The organism is Mycoavidus sp. HKI (genome assembly GCF_020023735.2).
In the GTDB taxonomy this organism is placed as follows: Bacteria; Pseudomonadota; Gammaproteobacteria; order Burkholderiales; family Burkholderiaceae; genus Mycoavidus.
This window is the reverse complement of the sequence record NZ_CP076444.2, coordinates 506,603-530,271: the sequence shown is the minus strand read 5'-3', so window position 1 is coordinate 530,271 and position 23,669 is coordinate 506,603. Positions and strand designations below refer to the sequence as shown.

At 51.8% G+C, this 23,669-nt stretch carries 20 protein-coding genes; 12 read left to right on the top strand and 8 right to left on the bottom strand.

Annotated elements, in window-relative coordinates; genetic code table 11:
• Nucleotides 1-27 precede the first annotated feature (27 nt).
• From glyS to KMZ15_RS02185, 3 genes are all read left to right on the top strand, one after another.
• Nucleotides 28-2,127, top strand: coding sequence for a glycine--tRNA ligase subunit beta (gene glyS, locus KMZ15_RS02195; RefSeq protein ID WP_223694645.1), 2,100 nt, complete (start codon nt 28-30; stop codon nt 2,125-2,127).
• 82 nt (nt 2,128-2,209) lie between these two features.
• Entirely contained in the window at nt 2,210-2,767 is a 558-nt protein-coding gene (gmhB, locus tag KMZ15_RS02190; RefSeq protein ID WP_223693716.1) for a D-glycero-beta-D-manno-heptose 1,7-bisphosphate 7-phosphatase, read from the top strand.
• Between the two features lie 6 nt (nt 2,768-2,773).
• The gene (locus KMZ15_RS02185; protein WP_223693714.1) at nt 2,774-3,520 is read left to right on the top strand and encodes a 1-acyl-sn-glycerol-3-phosphate acyltransferase; all 747 of its coding nucleotides are present in this window, start codon (nt 2,774-2,776) and stop codon (nt 3,518-3,520) included.
• A 37-nt stretch (nt 3,521-3,557) separates the two neighbouring features.
• Here the strand turns inward: KMZ15_RS02185 and rsmA are convergent, their stop codons facing one another.
• The 4 genes from rsmA to KMZ15_RS02165 are packed head-to-tail and all read right to left on the bottom strand — an operon-like array spanning nt 3,558 to nt 8,566.
• Nucleotides 3,558-4,397: a 16S rRNA (adenine(1518)-N(6)/adenine(1519)-N(6))-dimethyltransferase RsmA gene (gene rsmA / locus KMZ15_RS02180; RefSeq protein WP_223693711.1), complete on the bottom strand. Its 840-nt coding sequence runs from the start codon at nt 4,395-4,397 to the stop codon at nt 3,558-3,560.
• Complete coding sequence (gene pdxA / locus KMZ15_RS02175) at nt 4,397-5,521, bottom strand: 4-hydroxythreonine-4-phosphate dehydrogenase PdxA (protein ID WP_223693708.1); 1,125 nt, start codon at nt 5,519-5,521, stop codon at nt 4,397-4,399. The genes rsmA and pdxA overlap by 1 nt, the downstream gene beginning before the upstream one ends.
• Nucleotides 5,522-5,549: 28 nt before the next feature.
• A complete protein-coding gene (locus tag KMZ15_RS02170; protein ID WP_223693706.1) occupies nt 5,550-6,254 on the bottom strand; it encodes a SurA N-terminal domain-containing protein in 705 nt (234 codons plus the stop codon).
• Nucleotides 6,255-6,265: 11 nt separating this feature from the next.
• Nucleotides 6,266-8,566, bottom strand: coding sequence for an LPS-assembly protein LptD (locus tag KMZ15_RS02165; protein WP_223693703.1), 2,301 nt, complete (start codon nt 8,564-8,566; stop codon nt 6,266-6,268).
• 171 nt (nt 8,567-8,737) lie between these two features.
• Here KMZ15_RS02165 and KMZ15_RS02160 point away from each other — a divergent pair, with 171 nt between their 5' ends.
• The 8 genes from KMZ15_RS02160 (at nt 8,738) to ruvB (ending at nt 16,383) form a co-directional block, all read left to right on the top strand.
• Nucleotides 8,738-9,757, top strand: coding sequence for an aminoglycoside phosphotransferase family protein (locus KMZ15_RS02160; protein ID WP_223693700.1), 1,020 nt, complete (start codon nt 8,738-8,740; stop codon nt 9,755-9,757).
• The gene (gene murU / locus KMZ15_RS02155) at nt 9,754-10,494 is read left to right on the top strand and encodes an N-acetylmuramate alpha-1-phosphate uridylyltransferase MurU (RefSeq protein ID WP_223693698.1); all 741 of its coding nucleotides are present in this window, start codon (nt 9,754-9,756) and stop codon (nt 10,492-10,494) included. The genes KMZ15_RS02160 and murU overlap by 4 nt, the downstream gene beginning before the upstream one ends.
• 54 nt (nt 10,495-10,548) lie before the next feature.
• Nucleotides 10,549-11,757 (top strand): UbiH/UbiF/VisC/COQ6 family ubiquinone biosynthesis hydroxylase, encoded by a 1,209-nt coding sequence (locus KMZ15_RS02150; protein ID WP_223693696.1) that lies wholly within the window; start codon nt 10,549-10,551, stop codon nt 11,755-11,757.
• A gap of 355 nt (nt 11,758-12,112) precedes the next feature.
• Nucleotides 12,113-12,346 carry a Fis family transcriptional regulator gene (locus KMZ15_RS02145; RefSeq protein WP_223693693.1) on the top strand — a complete coding sequence of 78 codons (234 nt, stop codon included), beginning with the start codon at nt 12,113-12,115 and terminating at the stop codon, nt 12,344-12,346.
• 51 nt (nt 12,347-12,397) lie between these two features.
• Nucleotides 12,398-13,981, top strand: coding sequence for a bifunctional phosphoribosylaminoimidazolecarboxamide formyltransferase/IMP cyclohydrolase (purH, locus tag KMZ15_RS02140; RefSeq protein WP_223693691.1), 1,584 nt, complete (start codon nt 12,398-12,400; stop codon nt 13,979-13,981).
• Nucleotides 13,982-14,055: 74 nt separating this feature from the next.
• Nucleotides 14,056-14,598, top strand: coding sequence for a crossover junction endodeoxyribonuclease RuvC (ruvC, locus tag KMZ15_RS02135; protein WP_223694643.1), 543 nt, complete (start codon nt 14,056-14,058; stop codon nt 14,596-14,598).
• Nucleotides 14,599-14,705: 107 nt separating this feature from the next.
• Complete coding sequence (ruvA, locus tag KMZ15_RS02130; RefSeq protein WP_223693689.1) at nt 14,706-15,284, top strand: Holliday junction branch migration protein RuvA; 579 nt, start codon at nt 14,706-14,708, stop codon at nt 15,282-15,284.
• Between the two features lie 37 nt (nt 15,285-15,321).
• Nucleotides 15,322-16,383 (top strand): Holliday junction branch migration DNA helicase RuvB, encoded by a 1,062-nt coding sequence (gene ruvB, locus KMZ15_RS02125; protein WP_223693687.1) that lies wholly within the window; start codon nt 15,322-15,324, stop codon nt 16,381-16,383.
• Nucleotides 16,384-16,459: 76 nt separating this feature from the next.
• Here the strand turns inward: ruvB and tyrS are convergent, their stop codons facing one another.
• Nucleotides 16,460-17,710: a tyrosine--tRNA ligase gene (gene tyrS / locus KMZ15_RS02120; protein WP_223693685.1), complete on the bottom strand. Its 1,251-nt coding sequence runs from the start codon at nt 17,708-17,710 to the stop codon at nt 16,460-16,462.
• Between the two features lie 111 nt (nt 17,711-17,821).
• Between tyrS and KMZ15_RS02115 the strand changes: the two genes are divergently transcribed.
• Complete coding sequence (locus KMZ15_RS02115; protein WP_258134754.1) at nt 17,822-18,913, top strand: anhydro-N-acetylmuramic acid kinase; 1,092 nt, start codon at nt 17,822-17,824, stop codon at nt 18,911-18,913.
• Nucleotides 18,914-18,970: 57 nt separating this feature from the next.
• On the opposite strand, the gene gcvP is transcribed toward KMZ15_RS02115, so the two are convergent.
• The 3 genes from gcvP to gcvT form a co-directional block, all read right to left on the bottom strand.
• Complete coding sequence (gene gcvP, locus KMZ15_RS02110; protein ID WP_223693680.1) at nt 18,971-21,952, bottom strand: aminomethyl-transferring glycine dehydrogenase; 2,982 nt, start codon at nt 21,950-21,952, stop codon at nt 18,971-18,973.
• Between the two features lie 137 nt (nt 21,953-22,089).
• Complete coding sequence (gene gcvH, locus KMZ15_RS02105) at nt 22,090-22,470, bottom strand: glycine cleavage system protein GcvH (RefSeq protein WP_223693678.1); 381 nt, start codon at nt 22,468-22,470, stop codon at nt 22,090-22,092.
• Nucleotides 22,471-22,527: 57 nt separating this feature from the next.
• Complete coding sequence (gene gcvT / locus KMZ15_RS02100) at nt 22,528-23,646, bottom strand: glycine cleavage system aminomethyltransferase GcvT (RefSeq protein ID WP_223693675.1); 1,119 nt, start codon at nt 23,644-23,646, stop codon at nt 22,528-22,530.
• Nucleotides 23,647-23,669: the final 23 nt, after the last annotated feature.

Sequence of the window (23,669 nt, the reverse complement as noted above, 5' to 3'; positions counted from 1 at the left end):
TAAGCCATGCCGTCACTCACCCCTCCTATGAGTCAATCCGCTATCCATACTTTACTCATTGAACTGCTCACTGAGGAGCTGCCACCCAAAGCGCTTGTGCGCTTAGCTGATGCGTTTGCCAACGGCCTGGTCGAAAAGCTTAACGCACAGGGTCTGATTGCTGGCGTTCCTGATTTTGAGCGGCATGCAACCCCGCGCCGTTTAGCGGTGGTGATCCGCCAAGTACGCGCCACGGCACCCGCTAAGCTAGTTCGCCAGAAAATCTTGCCGGTCTCCATTGCGCTTGACGCGACTGGACAACCCACCCCTGCGCTCACTAAAAAACTGGCGGCGCTCGGGCTTGCCGATTTAAAGCTAGCAGAGCTTGAGCGTGCACTCGACGGTAAAGTTGAGGTCTTCTTTCTAAATCGTACAGTACCTGGCGCCGAGCTAACCGAGGCTTTGCAAACAGCGCTTAACGAAACTTTAGCGCAGCTCCCAATTCCCAAAGTCATGCGCTATCAAGCTCCTGATGGCTCTTTGGTAGCGTTTGTACGGCCCGCGCATAAGCTGCTTGCCCTGCATGGCACAGCCATTGTGCCCGTGAGCGCGCTCGGGCTTAAGGCCGGACGCACAACGTTGGGGCATCGCTTTTTGTCAAATCATGAGATCACTCTGCCAAATGCAGATATCTATAGCAACACACTCAATCAAACTGGGCGAGTACTGACCCACTTCGAGACCCGCCGCGAAGTCATTCGCAGTGAATTAATCAAACATGCTGGCGCAGCACGCATAAGCTTGCCCGAGGCCTTACTGGATGAGGTCACCGCACTGGTTGAATGGCCCGCCGTATACCTCTGCCGCTTTGATCCGGCATTTCTTGCCGTACCGCAAGAATGCCTGATTCTGACCATGCAAACCAATCAAAAATATTTTGCGTTCACGGATGTCAACGGCGCGCTGCAGGCACGCTTTTTAGTGGTTTCAAATCTGGCAACCACCACCCCTGAGGCGATTATTACAGGCAATGAACGCGTTGTGCAGGCACGACTTGCCGACGCAAAATTCTTTTTTGAGCAGGATTGCAAAAAGCCACTCATCCAGCAGGTGCCCCAGCTTGCAAACGTGACCTACCATAATAAACTCGGCTCACAATTGCAGCGCGTAGAACGCATCGAAAATATCGCCACGGCACTTGCGCCTCAGCTTGGCGCCAATCCTTCACTCGTGGCACGCGCCGCACGCTTGGCAAAAGCGGATTTACTAAGCTTGATGGTGAATGAATTTCCCGAGTTGCAAGGCACGATGGGACAGTATTATGCCCGCCACGACGGCGAACCTGCGGAAGTTGCACAAGCATGCGCCGAACACTATCAGCCGCGTTTTGCTGGCGATGCGTTGCCCGCTTCAATCACCAGTACAGTAGTCGCGCTTGCCGACAAACTTGAGACCTTGGTTGGGATCTGGGGCATTGGGCTTGCGCCAAGCGGCGACAAAGACCCATTTGCATTACGCCGGCACGCACTCGGGATACTGCGCATGGTGCTTGAAAAAGCGTTGCCGCTCGATCTAGCACAACTCTTGCGCACAAGTTTTGCGTCATTTGCCTCTTTGCCGCAGGTGATAGATCCATGCGACGCGCTATTGGCTTTCTTGCGAGACCGGCTACGTGGTCTATTACGCGAGCGCGGTTATTACGCCAATGAAATCGAAGCCGTACTGAGCCATGCGCCAACGCGTATCGACGATCTGCCGGCACGGCTTGAGGCTGTACGCGTATTTGCCGCGCTCCCTGAAGCACCAGCACTTGCCGCAGCGAATAAACGCATTACCAATATTTTGAAAAAATCCGCAGAAACGCCCGCTACAGTGCAGCCAGCCTTACTCACAGAAGCCGCCGAAAAAGCCCTCTATGTGCAACTCGAAGCCATCACACCGACCGTACAAACACAGCTTGCGGCACAACACTATACCCAAGCGTTAGTCACGCTGGCTCAATTACGCACCAACGTTGATACATTTTTTGATGGGGTGATGGTCAATGCAGAAGATAGCGCTTTGCGGATGAACCGACTCGCTCTGCTCGCGCAACTGTGGAGCTTGATGAATTGCGTAGCTGACCTTTCAAAACTAGCGACAGGATAATTGATAGCCATTGGCTCTAGCGATAAGAAGCTCAGCCTATGCTAACTACGCCTCAAAACAAGAGAGATTAACCCGTCTAACCATGAGTACAGCTAAAAAACTCGTCATTCTCGATCGCGACGGCGTGATTAATCACGACGCCGATGAATTTATTAAATCGCCCGACGAATGGCGGCCTATTGCAGGCAGCCTTGAGGCCATTGCACGACTTAATCAAGCCGGCTATCGAGTGGTGGTCGCAACTAACCAATCAGGGGTTGGGCGCGGTCTTTTTGATATGGCTACCTTAAATGCCATTCACCTTAAAATGCATCAAGCTGCCGCCGCGCTCGGCGCACGTATTGATGCTGTATTCTTTTGCGCCCATACAGCCCATAACAATTGCGATTGCCGCAAGCCAAAACCCGGTATGCTACAGATGATTGCTGAGCGCTTTAACATTGAACCGACCATTACGCCGATGGTAGGCGATGCGCAACGTGATTTAGCGGCAGGAGCAGCCCTGGGTTTTCCAGTGCATCTGGTTTTAACCGGGAAGGGCCGCGCAACCTATGAAGCTGGCATGCTGCCCAGCGGCACAAAAGTCCACCCAGATTTATGGGCTTTTGCGCTTGATTTTTTGGCAAATTCTACCGTTTAAATATCTATGCTGCTTGCTAAACCGTCTGGTGTATTGATTCGTTCATTACTTTTATCGCTCTATTTGCTTGTGTTTACGATTCCGTACGCGCTGCTGTGCTTTTTAGTCTTCCCATTTATGGACGCACGGCGCCGTTACGTAATGGCGGCCACTTGGTGCCGCATCACACTATGGATGCTACGCACCCTCAACGGTATCACATACCAATTTAAAGGCTTTGATAATCTGCCCAACGGCCCCGCCGTATTATTATCGAAGCACCAATCGGCATGGGAAACGCTGGCTTTTCCTGCGCTGATGCCACGCCCGTTGTGCTTTGTTTTTAAACGAGAACTGGTGTTTGTACCATTTTTTGGCTGGACCCTGGGTATGCTAAAGATGGTGCAAATTGACCGCAGAAAAGGCCATAGCGCCTTTGCTTCCATGATCCGACAAGGGCGCGCGCGGCTTGCCGAGGGTGCCTGGGTTATTATGTTTCCGGAAGGCACTCGTACCCCTATTGGCGTACGAGGTCAATACAAAGCAGGCGGCGCGCATTTTGCAGTCAGTGCCGGCGTTCCGGTGATTCCAATTGCACACAACGCTGGACATGTCTGGCCTCGAAATTCTTTCATAAAATATCCAGGCGTCGTCACTATCTCGATTGGCAAATCAATCCAAACAGCAGGCCGTACTCCGGCTGAAGTGAATGCAGACGTTGAAGCTTGGATTGAAACCGAGATGCAGCGCATTGACCCGGCCGCTTATCTGTAATTAGGCAAGGACCCCATTAAGCAAATCTCCGCCAAGCTCAGCAGGCGGAGATTTGCTGTGCAAGAGCGACATATTCGCTGACCGCCACTTCTTCTGCACGACGCGCAAGATCGAAACCCATGGCATCAAAATCAATCCGGGTGCGATAGGCCGCCAAGGTATTACGTAACATCTTACGCCGTTGCGAGAAAGCCGCTGCCACCACCTCAGAAAAACATACCCAATTCACTTCAGGCAAAGTGTGCGACGGACGCGGCACCATTCTAATCACGGCAGAATCCACTTTGGGAGCAGGCGAAAACGCGGTCGGAGGGACATCAATCAGCTTATCGAGCTCGTAGCGGTACTGCAACATCACTGACAAGCGCCCATACGCCTTACTACCTGGACTTGCGACCAGGCGCTCAACCAGTTCACTTTGCAACATAAAATGTTGATCCACAACCCAGTCAGCGCAGCTCAATAAATGAAAAAGCAATGGGGTTGAGATGTTATAGGGCAAATTACCTACAATCCGTAGCAAGGCAGGCGCTACCGGTTGCGCCATTGCCAATGCCCGAAAATCAAACGTCAGCGCGTCTCCTGCATGCAATATCAACTGAGCGCCAAAGCGTTTTTGCAAGCGTACAATAAGGTCACGATCAAGTTCAATCGCATGTAATACGCCGGTCACCCCTAAGTGGCTGAGTAAGGGTCCTGTCAGCGCCCCCAAACCGGGGCCAATCTCAATCACGCATTGGTCTGGCTGCGGCGCAATAGCCGCCGCAATCCTTGCAATAATGCCTGTATCTACCAAGAAATTTTGTCCAAAGCGCTTACGAGCAATATGACCTTGATGCCGCTGGCTAGCGACTGAGCTAAATTTGCTATCTTGCATCAGATTGAAGAAACCAAGTTGAGCTGTGTAAACCGGCGATGACGGGCCATCACAACGGCAGCGTCAAGCGCTTCTAATAAACTCGCTGGATCAGCCTGGCCGGTACCTGCCAAATCCAGTGCGGTGCCATGATCTACCGAAGTTCGTATAATTGGCAAACCAAGCGTCACATTAATGCCAGTACCAAAAGTCGCATATTTCAGCACCGGCAGCCCTTGGTCATGATACATGGCAAGCACACAATCAGCCTGATCCAAATACCGCGGTTGAAACAAGGTATCTGCTGGATAGGGGCCGCGGGCATCTATCCCTAATGCCTGCGCCTGCTCTAGCGCCGGGATAATAACCTCTATCTCCTCATGGCCAAGATGCCCTTGCTCACCCGCATGTGGATTTAATCCTGTCACCAAAATACGGGGCTGCCGTATGCCAAAATCACGGCGCAAATTAGAATCGATAATGCCTAGCGTAGCCATCAATTTATCAATCGTGAGCGCCGCGGCAACTTCTTTGAGCGGCATATGGGTCGTCGCCAGCGCCACCCGGAAATCATGGCCCAGCACGCGTGAAATTTTAGGCAAGCGAGCGATATTCTGGACAGAAGCCGAGGTGGGCGTTGGTGTAACCAACACCGCAGATTCAGTTCGCGCATTGCGCGAGCCTGCCAACATCATAACCACCTGCGCAGTCCCCGTACGAGCCGCCAAATATTCAGTATGGCCGGTAAACGGAATACCGACCTCATTGATCACACTTTTTTGTAGAGGGGCAGTCACGATCGCATCGAAAGACTCAACCAACGCTCCATCGATAGCGGCATCAAGCAGCGCAAGCACATAATGACTATTCTTTGCGTTAAGCTGGCCTGCTCTAGAAGGCGCAGCCAGCCCTTCGTGGCGTACTGTAAGGTATCCAGTTGCCAATAGCGCGAGCCAGTCAACACCAACTGCCTTGGCGCGTGTCTCCAGTAAGGCAGTGTCGCCCAGCACAGTAAAATGGGCGTCAGGCCAAGCAGGAGACTCCGTTAACAGCGCACGAGCAAGCGCTAGCGCAGTTAACTCAGGGCCAACCCCGGCTGGCTCGCCAGTGGTTATCGCGATCTTAAATGCAAAGTCAGGGTGCATAAAGTAAGCCGAAACTTAGCAAATAAAATTAAAGCGGTTCTATCTCGAATTGATATCGAATATAACTGCTATCTCGCAACTCACGCAGCCAGTCGGCATAGGCTTTTTCAGCTTTGTGCATGCCAATTGCTTGGCGTACTTCTTCTGGCTGTGCGAGAGATCGTTCAGCACCTAGCTTATGGCTGGTTACATCAGCGCTATGGTGATTAGCAAAATAATTAGCCACTTCAGCATCAGAGACAACAATTTTTTGGTCTACTTCTTTCTGGCGCAGCCGACTAAAGATCAGTTCATTTTTTGCATCGCCCACAAAGACTGACCACGCTACGCCTTCTTTTTCTAAGCGCTTGCGATATTGCTCAAGCGACAAGCCATTGGCCTGTGCGATCTGTTCAAGTGTACGTTGCACCATCTCATCATTAACCACAATACCCTCATCCTTCGCCCGTTGGATCTGCATCCGCTCTAACACCATTTGCTCCAACACCTGCCGCTGTAAATGCGCAGCCGGCGGCATCGGCGCCTGCGTCTGCCGTAAACGGCGTGTTACGAGCTCCAGACGGGCAGCTAGCTCACGTTTGGTAATCACTTCATGATTCACAACCACCAGCACCCGATCTACTTCTTGGCCAACGGAATGCGCCAGTTTTTGCTCACGCGCGGCCGTAGGAAATACACATAAAACCATTAAAGTCGTGGCAGTACAGAGCCTGACCCAATCAAAATTTCGCATAAACAACTCACTTACTCATAATTTGAAAAACGCGAGGGCGGTGGCGGCGGTGGCGGCAGTCCAACATATCCTGGCACACTCGCACGCAATTGCTCAATCAATCCATTGTCAATTCTTGACAGCCCTTTAAACTCAAGCTGCGCCAGCACACGCGTGCCAGTCGCATTCGCTCCACTCGGATCAATCCCATTCGCAAAGCGCTGGATTGCCAAGCCAAATGCCCAACAATCCGCATCATACTGAAAACCTAATAGACTATCGACTAAGCGGCGGCTATCGAGGCCATAATTAAGCCGCCCTATTCCATATAAACGGCGGCTTAACGGCCATTGAGCAGAGATCACCGCCTGCTTAATAGGCCGATAATTGAGCGTTGGATTAGCACGTGTATAGCGATATGCCAAATTCAACACCTTGCGATCCTCTGGACTCCAACCAAAGCCAATATTGGAGCGGATCAATTCATTATTATCCGCATTAAATTGCACCGCTGTTTCTGAGCTAAGACCTGCCCTTAATTTCAGCGCAGCGCCCAATAATAAATCGGAATGATTGGCTCGCAGATTCGACTCATTGGGTAGCAAAGTCACCCGCTGTTGCTGAAAATAGTACTGCTGCGCCGCCACTAAACGCCCTCGCTCATGGCCCGTTACTGGATCAGTAAAACGTGTTGTTATGCCTGCCGTCAACCGGCTTGCATCGGCCACGCGGTCATTACCCACAAAAGTGTTTTCAGTATAAATTTCGGCCAAGCCAAAATCGGCTTCCGCCGTATCGAAGAGCGGCATAAAATTTTGCTCCCGGTAAGGCGTATACACATAATATAACCGTGGCTCAAGAGTCTGAATATACTCTGTTCCAAAGAAACGCACTGCACGCTCAAAGACTAGTCCACTATCTAAGCTAAGCGTTGGAATCGCCGTGCCAAAATAGCGGGGTTGGCGAGGGCTAGCCGTCGATGCAATCGTGCTCAGGTCATACGAAGCCAGATGATACTGCAGCTTTGGCACAATAAAATAAGCCGGAGTCATCAGCGGATAACTCAGATATGGTTTTAAATAAATCCGATCGCCTTCTGTTAAATCCGCCGTAGCAATTCTAAAACGCGAATAATTCGCTTGTGCGCCAAAATCAAAACCATATTCATCATAACGCTCATATTTAACGTTTAACTCAGGCTCCCGCCCATAAGGCGCAGCCGATGGCGGCAACGTTTGCCAACGCTGCACGCGCGCCAGTGCGGACCAAGGGCCCTGGTTATAAGTCAGGCCGGCCTCTTGCTGATAGAGCAGCTGCGTGCCGTTCATAAAAATATTACCGGCGGTTAAGTCTTCTGGATAAGTATTATCCGATACGCGGTTGTAGTTGAAATAAGCGCCTAAGCCATTTTTCAGCTCGTGCCGGTGTTGCGCATAGACGGCATAACGCCGGCTTTGCATGACTTCATCATGAGGCAGATATTCAACGTTGATCGAGCCCGCATAGGTGGGCGACAAATAACGATAATCCGCCCCAAACTGCGTGCCACGGTGCGACATATAACGCGGATAAAGCGTCAAATCACGATTCGGCGCAAGATTAAAGTAATACGGCAACGTAACGTCGGCGCCCGCGGTTGAACCCAGTGCAACCACCGGCGGCAATAACCCAGAGACCCGTTCGGTTGATAATGGAAATGAAAGGTAAGGGCTAGCAAAAAGCGGCACCTGCTGAAAAAACAGCACGCCATTGCGCGCCACACCCGAGTTATTGGCTTTATCAAATTCAACCCGGCTCGCCTTGATATTCCATGCCGGCTGCGGACATGGACACCCCGTATAGGTGCCATGCGTAATCACTGTGCGCTCAGGATCCAACACGTCAATCCGTTGCGCACTACCCGAACCGCCAGCATTGAAGTGATAGTTAGGCGAGAGCATATAGCCCTCATTCGCCTTGACCTTCAAATGCGCTTCAGGTCCGCTAAAAGTATTACCTTTGTTGATAATGCGCACATTCCCGTAAGCATCCGCTTGATCGGTGGCGGCATCATAATGCAGCCGGTCGCCTTTGATCACGAGGGTTGGGGTGCGCACCTCAGCGGCGCCCGAAACGGTCACTTGTTGCTCGCCCTGCGCTTCGACTTGATCACCCAGCACAAATTTTGCCGCGCCATGACCCGCGCGTAATGGGTGCTCTTCAAGTTGCGGCGCTAGCATCAGCCCGGAGGATGTAGTCAGCACTACCGGCGCACCCGCGCTGATGACCTGCCCTAGCGGTTGACTGAATGCACAGAGCGGCATACTGGCTGGCAACGCCAGCAAAGCAGCCATTAAAGATGAAAGACGCGGATGAATAGATCGAGGCAAAGTTGAATAAAAAAATTTAAAACTGCCGAAGCTTGGAATATGTCTAAAAGCAATGCCCAAAGAGACCCTCGCCCAACAGCATACAAAAAAGTCATCGGGTATTATATAGGCAAGATCTCTATTCGTTATATTTTGATGACATTCTCCTATCCTGTTGACATTCGCCTAGCACAACTTTCAGACTGGCTAGCGGCTCTACCCGCGCATTATCAATTGGATTTAGCTTCACTTGAACCGGCCAGTGCTGACGCGGGAGCACGTCGTTATTTCCGACTTGCTAGCAGAGGGCCACAAGGCCCAACCATGATTGCGGTCGATGCGCCACCGCCACATAAATGCCTGGAGTTTGCCAAGCTTGCATTAATGTTAATGCAAGCGGGAGTCCATACGCCACAAGTATATGCAAGCGATTTCACCAATGGCTTTATGCTCATCACCGACTTTGGCCACACCACTTATCTGGATATTTTAGAGCCATCAGATTTGCTCAGTGCGCAACCATTATTTGACGATGCAATCAATGCGCTGATCCGCTGGCAATGTGCGACGCACGCAGAGGTTCTGCCCATTTACGATGAAACATTTGTGCGCCGGGAGCTTGAGTTATTTCCCACTTGGTACCTTGAGCGCCACCTAGGAATAACCGTAGATCATGCGGTGCGCGCAGCACTGGATCTAGCTTTTACTACGTTGGTTGACAGTGCGTTGGCTCAGCCAGCAGTTTTTATGCACCGAGACTATATGCCGCGTAATCTTATGGTGTACCCTCCCAATCCAGGTGTGATTGATTTTCAAGACGCGGTGATGGGGCCCATTACCTATGATGTGGTCTCTTTATTTCGGGATGCGTTTATTAGTTGGGATGAATCATTTGAGTTGGATTGCATGGCTAAATATTGGGAGCGTGCAAAAAAAGCCGGGCTGCCTGTGCGGGCTGATTTTGCACAATTTTACCGTGAACTTGAATGGATGGGACTGCAACGGCATTTGAAAATATTAGGACTTTTTGCGCGGCTCTATTATCTGGACGGTAAAGAACGTTATTTGGCGGATACGCCACGGTTTATCACTTATGCGCGCACTGTTGCCGAACGTTATCGCGAGTTAGCGCCGCTGCTGCAGGTTTTGGACAAAGTATCATTCCTTACACAATGAGTTTCTCGCACACCGCGATGATCTTCGCCGCTGGACGCGGCGAACGTATGCGCCCACTCTCCGATGCTCACCCCAAACCCCTCCTCACCGTACTAGGCAAACCGCTCATCGTATGGCAAATTGAGCGCCTAGCACGGGCCGGGTTTACCACTATCGTGATTAATCATCACTGGCTGGGAGAACAGATTGAGGCCACCCTTGGCAGTGGTGCGCAATGGGGAATACAGATCCACTATTGCGCCGAAGATACCATGCTTGAAACAGCAGGCGCTATTCGGTGTGCACTACCTCTACTTGAGGCACAGCAAACACCCTGCACCTTTGTAGCAGTCAGTGCGGATATCTTTACTGATTATGACTATCATGCATTGCGGCCCCATTTGCAACGCCTTCAAGGCCTGCCCGAGCCCCATATGCATCTAGTCATGGTGCCCAATCCTGAGTACTATCCAGACGGCGACTTCGCCCTTGAAAATGGCCTGCTGTCCTTTAACCGTGTTGCACGTTTGACCTTTGGCAATATCGGCGTGTACGATACCCGGATGTTTTATGATCTCAATCCCGGTAAACGCTGCGCACTCACGCCTTACTATTTAGCGGCAATCAAAGCACAACGCGCAAGCGGTGAAGTGTATCAGGGCAATTGGGCTAATGTGGGTACGCCCGAGCAACTCCGCGCGCTGAACGCACAATTACATCAAAATACGCCGGCTGCTCATTCCGCAAGCACGCGCTAAATCGACATGCACGCTTCTCACTACCCGCCTCACGCTAGCGAAAACCATCCAACCATGCCCCACTTACTACCCGCGCCCTTTGATTTTGATTTGATCATTGTTGGCGCAGGGCCAGTTGGCCTCGCACTAGCAGGCTGGCTCATGCGTCGCAGCGCAACACGCACACTGTCTATCGCTCTCATCGATGCAAACAAACCTTCTGCATTAAACAACGACCCGCGTGCCTTTGCTCTCTCGCAAGGCAGCCATAGCCTGCTTGAGACGCTCGGCTGGCCGGCCTCGGCTGTGCCAATTAAACGGGTACATATCTCGCAACGCGGATATTTTGGGCGTGCGCTTATCGACTGCTGCGAACAGCGTTTGCCAGCACTTGGCTATGTGGTACGTTACGGCACGCTCCTCTCTACGCTTGAAAACGCACTACCTGCCAAGGTGCTACACCGCTTTACCCAAACCAAGGCGGGCGTGCCTACGCAAGACGCGTATAGTGTGACCCTGCCGATCGAAACTGCCACCGGTACACGCACGCTACGCACGCGGCTTTTAATTCATGCAGAGGGTGGCCAATATCATGCTCAACCCTCTGCGCTGAACACTCAGCACGGCAATACTCGTGCTTATCAGCAAACTGCTTTGGTTGGCGTGGTCAGCGTCAGCACGCCACAGCCCTATGTCGCGTGGGAGCGTTTCACCAATGAAGGCCCACTTGCCCTACTTCCTTTAGGGGGCACCCGCAACGCTGACTATGCGCTGGTTTGGTGCGGCCGCCCTGACGACACACAACGCCGGCTACAGACAAATCCAACCGCATTTTTAGCTGAACTGAGCACACTATTCGGCTCTCGTCTCGGACGTTTCACCGAAATCAATGGCCGTGCTGCCTTTGCGCTGAACTTGAACACGGCGGCAACGCTTGCCGAGCATCGCACTGCGGTGATTGGCAATGCAGCTCAAACCTTGCATCCAGTGGCAGGGCAAGGGTTAAACCTAGGCTTACGCGACGCTTATACATTAGTGGAAGCTTTATCCGAAGCAGGCCCGACACCCGCGGCTCTAGCCCGCTTTGCACAGCGCCGGCGCGCTGACCGGAAATTAACCATTGCTGGCACCGATTTACTGGCGCGCATTTTTACCAGCGGCTTTGCACCTCCATTGAGTGCATTACTTGCACCCAGCTATGGGTTTGCTTTGACTGCGCTCGATTGCTTACCACCACTCAAACGTAGACTGGCGCAACATATGATATTTGGCCAGCGGAACTAATTGAATCAGGAACTCGCAGTCAAATCTATCGTTCGTTATCTATTTGAAAATATTTCGTGCTTACGCTCTGCTATTTAGCCGGCCCAGCAAGCAACCTTAAATTTAAATTGACTGATCCACCTCAATTTAACTATCAACATATTTTCTTAATAGGAGATTTAAAGCACTACAAAGCAAATTAGCAGGTAGGTTAGCGTTAGAATATAGCCTTTTTCTCCTGCACCCTCTATATATCTGCTTCATCTATGGTATCCCACCCGTTTTTTGCCAGTCCTAGGCCCCCCTTTATTCACTGTCAGCATCGCCGCCGCTCACATTCTATTGAGTCATTTTCTCAAATTGAGTGGTTAGTCGTATGAGCAAAGGCGACATCGAACACTGCGTACACAAAAGTTTAGCTAAATACTTTCAGGATTTGGACGGTTCTCCGCCACATGACCTCTATGAAATGGTTATTTCATGTGTCGAGAAGCCACTTTTTGAGTACATCCTTGCACGGGCAGGCGGAAAACAATTGCTGGCAGCCCAATACCTTGGTATTAACCGCAATACTTTGCGCAAGAAATTGCAGCAACACAATTTATTGTAGTCACTGACCCTCCGCTGTTTTAGCAGCGGGTTTTTCTATTTTTAATGAATAATGATCAAACAAGCACTCCTTTCTGTTTCAGATAAATCGGGTATTGTCGAATTTGCCCGCACGCTTTCTTCGCTTGGCATTGCTATTTTATCGACGGGCGGTACCGCTAAGCACTTAAGTGAGGCAGGCATCGCCGTCACAGAAGTCGCTGATTACACGGGTTTTCCTGAAATGCTCGACGCGCGCGTCAAAACGCTGCATCCTAAAATACACGGCGGCTTACTCGCGCGGCGTGATTTACCCGCGCATAAAGCATCATTGCAAGAGCACGATATCAACACCATTGATCTGCTCGTGGTGAACCTTTATCCATTTGCCCAGACCGTTGCACGGGAAGAGTGCACGCTCGCCGAGGCAATTGAAAATATCGATATCGGCGGGCCTGCAATGTTGCGCTCGGCGGCTAAAAATCATCGCGATGTCACGGTCATCGTTGATCCGGCTGATTACACCGTAGTACTCGATGAAATCCGCGCGCAAGCCACTCATACCGTCAGCTACGCCACTAATTTTAGGCTCGCGACCAAAGCCTTTGCGCATACCGCGCAATACGATGGCGCGATTGCCAATTACTTGAGTAGCTTAGGCGAAGATCTAACGCATAGCACACGCAACCCATACCCGGCTGTGCTCAATCTAGCCTTTGAGAAAGTGCAAGACCTACGCTACGGTGAAAATCCGCATCAGCAGGCGGCGTTCTACCGTGATCTTACCTCCCCTGATAGTGCGCTCGCGAATTATCGTCAGCTACAAGGCAAAGAGCTTTCTTACAATAACCTCGCTGATGCTGATGCTGCCTGGGAATGCGTTAGGAGTTTCAACGCAACTGGCGCCGAGACCTATGCCTGCGTGATTGTCAAACATGCGAACCCATGTGGCGCGGCGCTCGCAGATAGTGCCGCTGCAGCCTATGGCAAAGCATTTCAAACTGACCCAGCCTCCGCTTTTGGCGGGATCATCGCGTTTAATCGCGAAGTCGATGAAGCGGCGGCACACGCTGTGCTGCAGCAATTTGTCGAAGTGCTCATTGCCCCCGCCTTTAGCAACAGCGCCAAGCAACTGCTCGCCGCCAAACAAAACATGCGCGTGCTTGAAATTCCGCTGGGCCAGACACTGAATGCTTTCGATTTAAAGCGCATCGGCGGCGGTTTATTAGTGCAATCACCCGATGCAAAAAATAGTCAATTGCATGAGCTACGCGTGGTCACCAAGCGGCATCCAACCCCCAAAGAAATGGATGATTTGTTATTCGCCTGGCAGGTGGCTAAGTTTGTTAAATCAAACACGATCGTATTTTGTGCGCAGCATATGACGCTGGGTATTGGCGCCGGCCAAATGAGCCGTATCGATGCTGCCCGCATTGCCAGCATTAAAGCGGAAAATGCTAACTTAAGCTTGGCCGGTTGCGCCGCTGCCTCGGATGCATTTTTTCCATTTCGCGATGGACTTGATGTGATTGTTGCAGCAGGTGCGACCTGTGTGATTCAACCAGGCGGCTCGATGCGCGATGACGAGGTTATTGCTGCTGCTGATGAGCATAATATTGCCATGGTATTCACCGGCACACGCCACTTCCGGCATTGATCAAGGCAATCGGATCATGCTGATTTTGGAACCGAGTGTCCTTTTTAGGCAAATAATTCAAGCGGATGGCTAGCATAAAAATCATCGGCATCGATCCCGGTTTGCGGGTCACAGGTTTTGGCGTGATCGAACAAAACGGTCAACATTTAAGCTATCTTGCAAGTGGCGTCATCAAAACCCCCAATGCCGATTTGCCACAACGGCTTGGGACGATCTTTGACGGCATCGCAGTTCTGCTTGGCCAGCATACCCCTATGCAGGCAGCCATTGAAAAGGTCTTTGTTAATGTCAATCCGCAATCGACATTACTGCTCGGCCAGGCGCGCGGGGCAGCAATTTGCGCACTCGTTGCCGGGGGCATGCCTGTTTATGAATACACGGCGTTACAGTTAAAAAAAGCTGTTGTGGGTCACGGGCGCGCCAGCAAAGAACAAGTGCAGCAGATGGTTGCAAGGCTCTTGCGCTTAAATAGCCTGCCAGGCACTGATGCGGCTGATGCGCTTGGCGTGGCCATTTGCCACGCGCATAGCGGCAGCGCACTAAACACTCTTGGCAATCTTGCTCCGGCGCTTATGCAAAAAGGGTATCGCATGCGCCGCGGCCGGCTTGTAGGTTAATCCCCCTTCTTCTTAGCCTGTTCGTTATAAGCGTTGGCCCAGATCCACCAACTGCTTGGCCCGAATGCGCTACACTTGTCTTTTAAGTTGGTTTTTTTATTTTTGTCATGATTGGTCGAATTGCCGGCATTTTGCTGGAAAAAAATCCACCGCGTCTACTCATCGATTGCCATGGCATTGGCTATGAAATCGATGTGCCGATGAGCACTTTTTACACCTTGCCCGCAACTGGCGAGCCGGTTGTATTAATCACCCAATTGTTGGTGCGCGAAGATGCGCATTTACTGTATGGTTTTGCTAGCGCGCCAGAACGTTCAACTTTTCGTGAGCTACTTAAAATCAGCGGTATCGGCGCGCGGATGGCACTTGCTGTGCTATCTGGCATGAGTGTGGCCGATTTAGCGCAGGCCGTCACCGCCCAAAACACCGCTTTGCTAACCCGCATTCCGGGCATTGGTAAAAAAACCGCTGAGCGGCTACTGCTTGAATTAAAGGGTAAACTGGGCGCTGAGCTAGGCACCGGAACGGGCCATGCACTTGGCCTAGATGCTGCCGATATTCTCAATGCATTACTGGCGCTAGGCTATTCGGAGAAAGAAGCGCTGCTGGCCGTCAAGGGCATACCCGCTAGCGCCAGTGTGTCGGACGGGATTAAATTTGCCTTGAAAGCCCTGTCTAAAACCTAGCTTAAATTAGCTTTAACTGCCTACTATCCGTTCAATAATGATCGAAACCGACACTCTGGAGAGTTCCCGCTTAATCACCGCGACCTCTACCTCACCTAATGAAGAAGTCTTTGAGCGAGCGCTGCGGCCACGCCAGCTTGATGATTATATCGGTCAGCAAAAAGTACGCTCACAGCTGGAAATATTTATTCAAGCCGCCAGACAGCGAGCTGAAGCACTTGACCACGTGTTGCTGTTTGGTCCACCTGGGCTGGGTAAAACCACGCTGGCTCATATCATTGCGCGTGAAATGGGCGTGAATTTGCGACAAACCTCAGGACCCGTTCTTGAGCGCGCCGGCGATTTAGCTGCGTTGTTGACCAATCTTGAAGCCAATGATGTGCTCTTTATTGATGAAATTCACCGACTGTCTCCGGTCGTCGAAGAAATTTTGTACCCAGCGCTCGAAGATTATCAAATCGATATTATGATTGGCGAAGGCCCTGCTGCACGCAGTGTAAAACTTGATTTACAGCCTTTCACCTTGATTGGCGCAACCACTCGCGCTGGCATGCTAACCAACCCGCTACGCGACCGCTTTGGCATTGTCGCGCGGCTTGAATTTTATGATGCGGCAGAACTGGCGCAAATCGTCCGCCGCTCAGCACAGTTGCTTGAGGTCCCTATCGTTAACGATGGCGCCCTTGAAATCGCGCGGCGCTCGCGCGGCACGCCCCGCGTCGCAAATCGGCTTTTGCGCCGCGTGCGCGATTATGCGCAAGTCAAAGCCGATGGCAACATTACCGCCGCTATCGCGGATGCTGCCCTGGCCATGCTTGACGTTGATCCGGTTGGTTTTGATTTGATGGATCGCAAATTACTCGAAGCGATTTTGCATAAATTCGATGGCGGGCCAGTCGGCGTCGATAACCTTGCCGCCGCAATTGGCGAAGAGCGCGATACGATCGAAGACGTGATTGAGCCCTATTTGATCCAGCAAGGTTTTTTACAGCGAACTCCGCGCGGACGTATTGCGACTTTACTTACCTACCGGCATTTTGGGCTCGCCGCGCCTGATGGTGGGCCGATTCGAGAACTGTGGGACATCAAAGGTCTTTAACCGCTGCTGCGTTTTTAAAAATGGCGACGCCCCATCAGATGACCAAGAAACTGATGGGGGCACCATTCTAATAAAATCAGGCCGATACAGTCACGCGCGCAAAGCGCCGCTTACCCACCTGCACCACATAAGTCCCTGCCTCTACTTTGAGCGCTTTATCAGACACAACCCCACCATCAATCCGCACCCCGCCTTGCTCAATATTACGCCCCGCTTCATTGGTCGATGGCACCAAACCTGCTTGCTTTAACAAAGCGCCAATGGCCAGCGGCGCGCCATTTAGTGTAAGCGCCGGAATATCGTCTGGCACCCCACCACGCGCGCGGTGATTAAACTCTTCTAAGGCGCGCTCAGCAGCGGTTGCTGAATGAAAGCGGGTGACCATTTCTTGTGCCAGCAAAACTTTAAAGTCACGTGGATTGCGTCCAGCGCTGGCTTCGCCTTGAAACCCTTCAATCTCAGCTAAACTGCGAAATGACAGCAACTCATAATAGCGCCACATCAAATCATCTGAAATGCTCATCAACTTACCAAACATATCGGCGGGTTTTTCCTGAATGCCAATATAATTGCCTTTGGATTTGGACATCTTTTCAATACCATCCAACCCCTCTAATAGCGGCATCGTTAAAATGCACTGAGGGTCTTGCCCATATTGCTTTTGCAATTCGCGCCCAACCAGCAAATTAAATTTTTGGTCAGTGCCGCCTAGTTCGAGGTCAGCTTTTAAAGCCACTGAATCGTATCCTTGCATCAACGGATATAAGAGTTCGTGAATCGAAATCGGTGTATTACCCTGAAAACGTTGCGTGAAATCATCTCGCTCAAGCATCCGCGCTAGGGTATAGCGTGAGGCAAGCTTAATCATGCCATCTGCTCCGAGCGCCATTGACCATTCACTGTTGTAGCGGATTTCAGTCTTAGCTCGGTCCAGCACCAGCGAGGCTTGCTCAAAGTAAGTTTTTGCGTTGGCTTCGATTTGCTCACGCGTCAGCGGCGGCCGAGTAATATTGCGCCCGGACGGGTCGCCAATGAGTGAAGTAAAATCGCCAATTAAAAAGATCACGGTATGCCCCAAATCCTGCAATTGGCGCATTTTATTGAGCACCACCGTATGCCCTAAATGAATATCTGGCGCAGTTGGATCAAGTCCGAGTTTAATGCGCAAAGGTATGCCAGTGGCGGCGCTACGCGCCAGCTTTTGGATAAACTCTTCTTCGATCAAGAGTTCATCGCAGCCGCGCTGGGTAATCGCCAATGCCGCTTTTACTTCATCAGTAATGGGCGCGGAAAGTGCGGATTGGGTAGGAGAATGCTGAGTCTTCACGCTAAATCAAATGGGTTAGAACGTTATTAAAAAACAAAATAGGCCGACTTGAGTATAGTGACATAAATTCTTCAGGAGTGCATTTTGGCACAGAGTATTTATTTGGGCTTAATGTCTGGCACAAGTTTCGATGGCGTGGACGGAGTCGCCGTTCAGTTTGTACCAGGCCGGCCACTACAAGTACTCGCTGCTGCAGCGCTGAGTTTTGAGCCAGCGTTACGGGAAGCACTTTTTGCCCTGCAAACGCCTGGATATAATGAGATCGTGCGAGAAGCGCAGGTTGCCAATCAATTAGCCTATGACTATGCGCTCACAACCAACGAGCTGCTCAAACAAGCCGCACTTAAACCTAGCCAAGTGCAAGCGCTTGGCGTGCATGGACAGACGATCCGCCATCAGCCCGCCTTAGGCTATACACGGCAAATTAATAACCCAGCGCGGCTTGCAGAATTAACCTCAATCGATGTAGTGGCCGATTTCCGTAGCCGAGATATTGCCGCAGGCGGCCAGGGTGCCCCCCTCGTTTGCGCCTTTCATGCAATACAGTTTGGCGCGCCTGATGAAACCCGCGTAATTTGCAATATTGGTGGCATCAGTAATATCACCATTCTCAAGGCAGAGGATACAACCGGTGGTTTTGACTGCGGCCCAGGTAATGTCCTCCTTGATTATTGGGCACATCTGCATCTCGGTACACCCTACGACACGAATGGCTGCTTTGCGGCAAGCGGAAAGGTCAATGAGAATTTGCTGGACGCTTTGCTTGCCGGACACTATTTTGCTCTCCCTCCCCCGAAAAGCACGGGACGTGAACTGTTTAACCCTGCTTGGCTGAATATCCGCTTAGAAAAATTGGACACTTTGCTACCTCAAGACGTACAGGCCACGCTCACCGCCTTGACCGCACATAGCATTGCGCAGGCTATCGCACAGTTTGCCAGTCGCTGCCAAGCTGTTTACGTCTGTGGCGGTGGCACTCGCAATCCCGCGCTCATGCAAGCGCTAGGCGCTGCCCTGGCCACCGCAGGAATGGCGGACACAACGCTCTCTACCACCGATACGCTTGGCGTACCCGCTCAGCAGGTTGAAGCCTGCGCTTTTGCTTGGCTTGCCATGCGCTTTATCGCCCGCGCCCCGGGCAACCTAGCTTCAGTTACTGGCGCTTTAGGGCCACGTGTATTGGGGGCGCTCTACCCTCGCTAAGTCTCATGCGTTCACAATCCATGCCCCGATGCCACCATAGGCTTCTTGGCACCTTGCTTAAACACTCTCTTTGATTGGCGCACAGGAGCAAAATAAGTTGCGATCGCCGTAAGCATTGTCAGCACGGCCAACCGGCGGCCAATACTTGCGCGACAATAATATAGGCTGTGGCCACACGGCTGTTTCACGCGAGTAGGCATGCGCCCAATTGCTTGCAGTCGCTACTTGAGCCGTGTGTGGCGCATGTTTGAGAGGGTTATCTGCGCGATCGGCACGGCCCTCTTCAATCTCACGGATTTCAGCGCGAATTGCAATCATCGCGTCAATGAAGCGATCAAGCTCGGCTTTAGATTCCGATTCGGTTGGCTCGATCATAAGCGTGCCTGGCACCGGAAAGCTCATTGTTGGCGCATGAAAGCCATAGTCGATCAAACGCTTAGCCACATCGTCTACCGTAATGCCGGTTGATTCTTTTAAAGGCCGCAGATCAAGGATACATTCATGCGCGACTCTTGCCTGCGGGCCACTATAGAGTAGCGGGTAATGCGCGCCTAGCTTATGAGCCACATAGTTCGCGGCCAAGATCGCGCATTCAGTCGCGGCGGTGAGACCTGCCGCCCCCATCATTGCAATATACATCCATGAAATGGGTAAAATCGATGCCGAACCATACGGTGCAGCGGCCACCGCGCCAACACCCGCCGCTTTAGTTGGCTCGAGCGCAGTATGACTAGGTAGAAAAGGAACTAAATGTGCTGCCACCGCAACCGGCCCGACCCCGGGTCCGCCACCGCCATGTGGAATACAAAAAGTTTTATGTAAATTGAGATGCGAAACATCGCCACCAAACTGACCCGGGGCGCTTAAACCCACCATCGCATTCATATTAGCGCCATCGATATAAACTTGACCGCCATGCGTATGCACAATCTCGCAGATATCTTTCACATTGCGCTCAAAAACACCATGGGTGGACGGATAAGTAATCATAATCGCGGCGAGTTGCGCGGCATAGTGCGCCGCCTTCGCGCGAAGGTCAGCAAGATCGGTGTTGCCATTTGCATCACAACTCACCACCACCACTCGCATCCCAGCCATTTGAGCTGAGGCTGGATTGGTCCCATGCGCTGAGGCAGGAATCAGACAAACATCACGCTGCGCTTGACCACGCGATGCATGATAGGCACGGATCGCGAGCAGGCCCGCGTATTCGCCTTGTGAGCCCGCATTAGGCTGCAATGAAACCGCAGCATAGCCGGTGCACGCAACCAGCATCTGCTCCAATTGTGCAATCATCGCCCGATAGCCTACAGTCTGTGCTGCAGGTGCAAACGGATGCATCTGCGCAAATTCAGGCCAGGTCAGCGGCAGCATTTCCGAGCTGGCATTGAGCTTCATCGTACATGAGCCGAGCGGAATCATCGTGCGATCAAGCGCTAAATCTTTATCCGCCAAGCCGCGTAAATAACGCAGCATTTCGTGTTCAGTATGGTAGCTGTTAAAGACCGGATGCGTTAAGTAACTGCTTTGGCGCAGCAACGAAACGGGTAGGCGCGAACGAGTCGTGGCATCCAGGGCATCGATATCCGGTAAAAAGGCCTGGTCTATTGCACCCGCTTGGCTCGCTTTAGCTGCTTCGCTAAGCGGCTTGACTAAGCCCTCTTTGGCCCAACTGGCTAAGCTAAATGCCCTCCATAGCTCAATCACATCAGCGCGCGTAGTCGTTTCATCGAGAGCCACCCCCACTTGCGTTGCATCAATCCGCCGCAAGTTCATGCCATGCCGCGCAGCTTGCGCGTGAATCTCCTCGGTTAAGCCGTCGGTCTTGATTGTCAGGGTGTCAAAATAAGTCTGATTGACAATCGTAAACCCAAGTTGTTCAAGCCCCACAGCAAGAATCTCGGCCAGCCGGCTCACGCGCAAGGCAATGGCGCGCAGTCCTGACGGGCCGTGATAGACCGCATACATACTCGCGATAATCGCCAGCAGCGCCTGTGCCGTGCAAATATTTGAGGTGGCTTTCTCCCGACGGATATGCTGCTCTCGTGTTTGCAACGCAAGCCGCAGCGCTGGCTGGCCTTGTGCGTCAACCGTGACCCCCACCAAGCGCCCCGGTAAATGGCGCTTATATTCATCGCGCACAGCAAAATAAGCCGCATGCGGGCCACCAAACCCCATCGGCACGCCAAAGCGCTGCGTATTGCCTACGACAATATCCGCGCCCCACTCACCCGGTGGCGTCAATAAGGTCAAAGCGAGTAAATCCGCGGCGACAACAACGCGTGAACCCGCCACCTGGAGCGCCTTCACTAGCGCCCGGTCATCGCGCACCGTACCATCGACCCCTGGATATTGAAGCAACACGCCAAACGCCTGGGCTTTTGTAGCTGCCTCAGCAGGTCCGATCACGACGTCAATCCCTAGTGCCTGCGCACGTGTTTGAACCACCGCCAGGGTTTGCGGCAACACATCATCCGCGACATAAAACACCGGCGAGTTGATCGTGCTAATGCGCCATAATAACCCCATCGCCTCAGCCGCCGCGGTGGCTTCGTCAAGCATTGATGCATTCGCCAGCGCCAGGCCAGTTAAATCAGTCACCATCTGCTGAAAATTCAGTAATGCGGTCAATCGCCCTTGTGAAATTTCTGGCTGATAAGGTGTGTAAGCGGTATACCAGGCCGGGTTTTCAAGCACATTACGCAAAATCACGCTGGGGGTATGCGTGCCGTAATAGCCCTGACCAATAAAAGAACGCAATACCTGATTTTGCGCCGCCAATGAACGAAGTTCAGCCAGTGCTTGCACTTCGCTTTTAGGTTCACTAAAAGCCCCTAATGGCAGCGCATCATGGCGTCGAATATCAGCGGGCACCACCACATCTATCAATTCTTGACGTGAGGTAAAGCCAAGCTCAGTCAAGATCTGTTGTTGCTCTTCATCGCTTAAGCCAAGATGGCGCTTGGCAAAGCTATCATGAGTCTCCACTGCCTGGAGAGAAGAAGGAGTATCGATTGAATTAAGAGAGGGGGATCGCATCGGGAACTAAATTGGGTTTCAAACTCTACTTTGCAGTAGGCTACTGCAAAACCAGACAAACGTGTACTACGAAGAAGTGAATAGGCTAGCTAACCGCTGGCCTAAGTTGTTAGAGCCAGCTCAGTTTACAGAAAAAACTAACCGCCAAGCGATTGGCGGTATGCTTCAGCACTCATTAATGACGCAAGTTCTGCCTGCTCAGAGGGTTTAAGTTTCAACAGCCAAGCAGCATATGGATCGGCATTGACGGCGCCAGGTTCCTCCGCCAACTTCTCGTTTATTTCAAGGACCTCACCCGATATAGGCGCATAAATATCAGAAGCTGCTTTAACGGATTCAATCACCGCTAACGACTTGCCAGCGGCAATCTTGGTACCTTCAGTCGGCAACTCTAAAAAGACGATATCGCCCAGCGCCTCTTGCGCATGATCAGTAATACCGATGGTGACAGTACCATCGGTCTCAAGCCGCACCCACTCATGCGATTCAGTGTATTGTAAATCTGCTGGAAGTTTCATTAGTCATTCCTTTTGATTAAATCGTGCATCATCGGAAAATTTAAAATCAATTTAAAATCAATTGACCAGCGCTTTGCCATGACGTACGAAAGGCAAGTTCACAACACGCGCAGCTAATTGTTTGTTACGAATTTGGACCTGTACCAGGTCCCCTACCTGCACCTCTAATGGCATACGCGCAAAGGCAATCGACTGTTGCAATACGGGTGAAAACGTACCACTTGTAATTTCTCCTTCACCCGCTGCTGTCAACACAGTTTGATGCGCCCGCAAAACTCCACCCGTCTCGCACAATACGAGACCCGCGAAGGTTGCTCGGCAGCCAGCGCGCAATAACGCGGCCTTGCCAACAAAATCTCGAGCTGCCACCAACTCGACTGTCCATCCTAAGCCCGCATCAAGCGGCGAGGTGTTAATGTCCATATCCTGGCCATATAAATTCATGCCTGCTTCAAGCCGCAACGTATCGCGCGCGCCCAAACCACACGGACGCACACCCGCCTCAGCCAGCTTTAGCCACAAGGCGGTGACCGCATCAGCCGCAACGATAAGCTCAAAACCATCTTCGCCCGTATAACCGGTACGCGCCAGCAACATTTCGCCGTATGGCGTAGCCGGCACAATCGCAAAACCAAATGGCTGCAGTGCTTCGGTTGCACTACGCACAGCAGGCACTGCCTGCAATACTTTTTCACAGGCGTGCGGACCCTGCACTGCAATCATCGCCAAATCACGCCGCGGCATCAGCGTAACGCCAAACTCGCCTTCAGCATTTAATTGGTTAAGCCAGACAATATCTTGCTCAGCCGTTGCTGCATTCACAACGACGCGAAATAGGTCTTCACGAACCAAGTAAACGATTAGATCATCAATGACGCCACCGTGCACATTAAGCATACACGAATACAATGCACGCCCGGGGGCTTTGAGTTTGTCAATATCATTGGCCAGCACGTAGCGCAAAAAAGTGCGCACATCATCACTGCCGACAGTACCGCCAATATCAATCACACACATATGCGAGACATCGAACATGCCTGCATCCGTACGTACTGCCTGATGCTCATCAAGCTGCGAGCCATAATGCAGCGGCATTGCCCAGCCGCCAAAATCAACGATACGAGCATGGGACGCGCAGTGCGTCGCGTAAAGAGGGGTTTTTTTCAATTCAGTCATCAAGCGCCGCCTGAGGAGATTTC